Origin of the sequence: Saccharomonospora iraqiensis subsp. iraqiensis (assembly GCF_000430445.1) — a bacterium.
Taxonomy (GTDB): domain Bacteria; phylum Actinomycetota; class Actinomycetes; order Mycobacteriales; family Pseudonocardiaceae; genus Saccharomonospora; species Saccharomonospora iraqiensis.
Map to the genome: position 1 here is coordinate 105,493 of NZ_KE387129.1, position 2,290 is coordinate 107,782.

2 protein-coding genes are annotated in these 2,290 nt (G+C 73.0%); one reads left to right on the top strand and one right to left on the bottom strand.

All coding sequences use genetic code 11. The annotated features are described in order from the left end of the window. Positions 1–90: 90 nt before the first annotated feature. Positions 91–762 carry a DoxX family protein gene (locus ACTIR_RS0119580; protein ID WP_026455549.1) on the bottom strand — a complete coding sequence of 224 codons (672 nt, stop codon included), beginning with the start codon at positions 760–762 and terminating at the stop codon, positions 91–93. Between the two features lie 414 nt (positions 763–1,176). On the opposite strand from ACTIR_RS0119580, the gene ACTIR_RS0119590 reads away from it, so the two are divergent. Then, positions 1,177–2,103, top strand: a complete 927-nt coding sequence (locus ACTIR_RS0119590) for a septum formation family protein (protein ID WP_026455550.1) — start codon at positions 1,177–1,179, stop codon at positions 2,101–2,103. Positions 2,104–2,290 lie beyond the last annotated feature (187 nt).

Sequence of the window (2,290 nt, forward strand, 5' to 3'; positions counted from 1 at the left end):
CGGGCGGGGCCGCCGTCGCGGTACGGGGGTCGTCGCGCTGCGGGTGACGTCGCGGTGCGGGTGACGTCGCGGTGCGGGAGCGGAGCCGGGTCAGTGCCGGTGCGTCGCGGCGGACTTGGCCCGCCCGGCTCCCTTCTTCGCCGCCTTGAGGGCCTTGCCCTTCCCCTTGGCCATCCCGGTGGCCCGGCCCTGCCGCTTCGCCGCCCTGGCCGTGGCCTGCTCGGAGGCCTTGGTGGCCTTGGCCACCGCCAGACCGGCCTTGCCCTGCGCCGCGCCCATCCTGCGCTGCATCTCCCCGGTCCTACCCTGCACCTGGTGACCGACCTCCTCGGCCGCGTGCCGGGTCCGCCAGCCCAGTGACGGCTTGCCGCCCGTGTCGACCGCCGAGATGAGCAGACCGCCCGCGAGGCTCGCGTTCTTGAGGAACTCGGTCAGCTCCTGCTGACGCTTCTGCTGGTCCTGTTCCTCCCAGAACGGGTGACCGGCCACGGTCGTGGGGACCAGGCTGCCCAGCAGCAGGACCGAGGAGATCCGCGGCAGCACCCCCACGGTCAGCATCGTGCCCGCGGCGATCTTGACGGCCGCGTCCACCTGGACGAGCGTCACCGGGTCGCTCGGCAGTTCGCCGGCCTTCTCCCCGACGGTCTTGTCGAGCAACGGCTTGGCCGCCTCGGCGTGGGCCTCCTTCTGCCGCAGTGCGTTGATGCCGCCCGCGATGAAGATGGAGGCGAGCAGTGGGCGGGCCACCCGGCGGAGAATCATGCGACCTCCCTGGTCGAGGTGTTCGGACAGGTTCACCGACGACCGGGCTACCCGTTTCCCGCCGACTTCACCCGTGCCGCCCGCGTCACCACGGACGGCACCGGGCAGTCGCCGACACACTGGTCCGAACGTGTGACCTGACTTACATTCCCAAACGGGTGTAACGCACCCGGGTAAGCCGGCGATATTCCAGATGCCCCCGTGGTGCTGGCGGACCCCCGACCTGGCAGCATCACGGGGTTTCCACTGTCCGGACCCGGTTGCGCTGTCCCTGGCCCGGTGTCACTTTCCCGGCCCGGTCACACGCACTGTCCGGGACCCGGATGTTCCTCCGTCGGCCCGGTTGCCGTGCGCCCGCGATGTCGAACCGTCAACATTGAGTGGTTCGTACCGCCACTCGGTAGGGTCTGATCGATGTCGAGACAGGGTTACGCGCTCGGGGTAGTGACGTTGGCGGCCGCCGTGGTGCTGGCCGGGTGTGTCAGCGAGGTCGGCGGATCGCCCGCGTTGCCCTCGGCCGACCAGCGTGCCGCCGGGGCGACCGAGGCTCCCGCCGCCACGGGGACCACCACGGCACCGTCCACGGACCGGTCGGTCCCCGGCACCGAACCCGGCGGAACCCCGCCGGGCCTCGCCGGGACCGGTGACTGTGTCTCCACCGACGCCACCACGGTCGTCGACTGCGCCGGAGACCACACGGTGGAGATCGTCGACACCGGCACCCTCGACGACGCCGACGGCGCCACCCCGCCACCCGAGCAGGCGGTGTACGAGGCGGTGCTGCCGGACTGCCGGACCGCGGTGGCGGACTTCCTGGGCAGTGCCGACTACGACGTCACCACACTCGGCGCGTGGTTGTTCTGGGCGGACGAGGACCGGTGGGACGAGGGTCAGCGCTGGTACCGCTGCGGGGTCGCGCAGGTGAACGCGGACGGGGAGCCACGCACCCGGCAGGGGTCGCTGCACGATGCCCTGGCCGGCGACGACGGCCTCGACGGGTTCCGGCTGTGCTCGCGGGAGCGTCCCGCGGACGAACGGCCCCGGGCCGCGCCGTGCGACGGGCCGCACCGGAGCGAGGCCGTCGCCGCGATACCGCTGGGGACGCCGGACGGTGCGCTCCCGGACGTGGAGAAGATCAACGCACTGGGCCGGCAGGAGTGCGGGCAGGCCGTACGCGGCTACCTCGGCGCCGACCGGGACGACATCGGCGCGGCCTGGCGCTGGCCCAGGGAGGCGTCCTGGCGCCAGGGATTCACGAACCTGCTCTGCTTCGCCGAGACCGAGCAGCCGGTCGACACGCTCCTGCGGGACATCGGCACGGAGCCACTCCCGACCGCGTGACGGTGCGTAGGCGGTGCGCACCGCCGACGTGACCCGATTTCCCGGTTCCCCCCGGGCCGGTCGCGCACTACCGTGCCGCCATGGCGAACGACGTCCGCGACGACGGCGTGCCCGACCGGACCGGCCCGACGACCGGCCCCCCACCGGCACCCACGGGAGCCACCGGGCCCACCGGGCCCACCGGGCC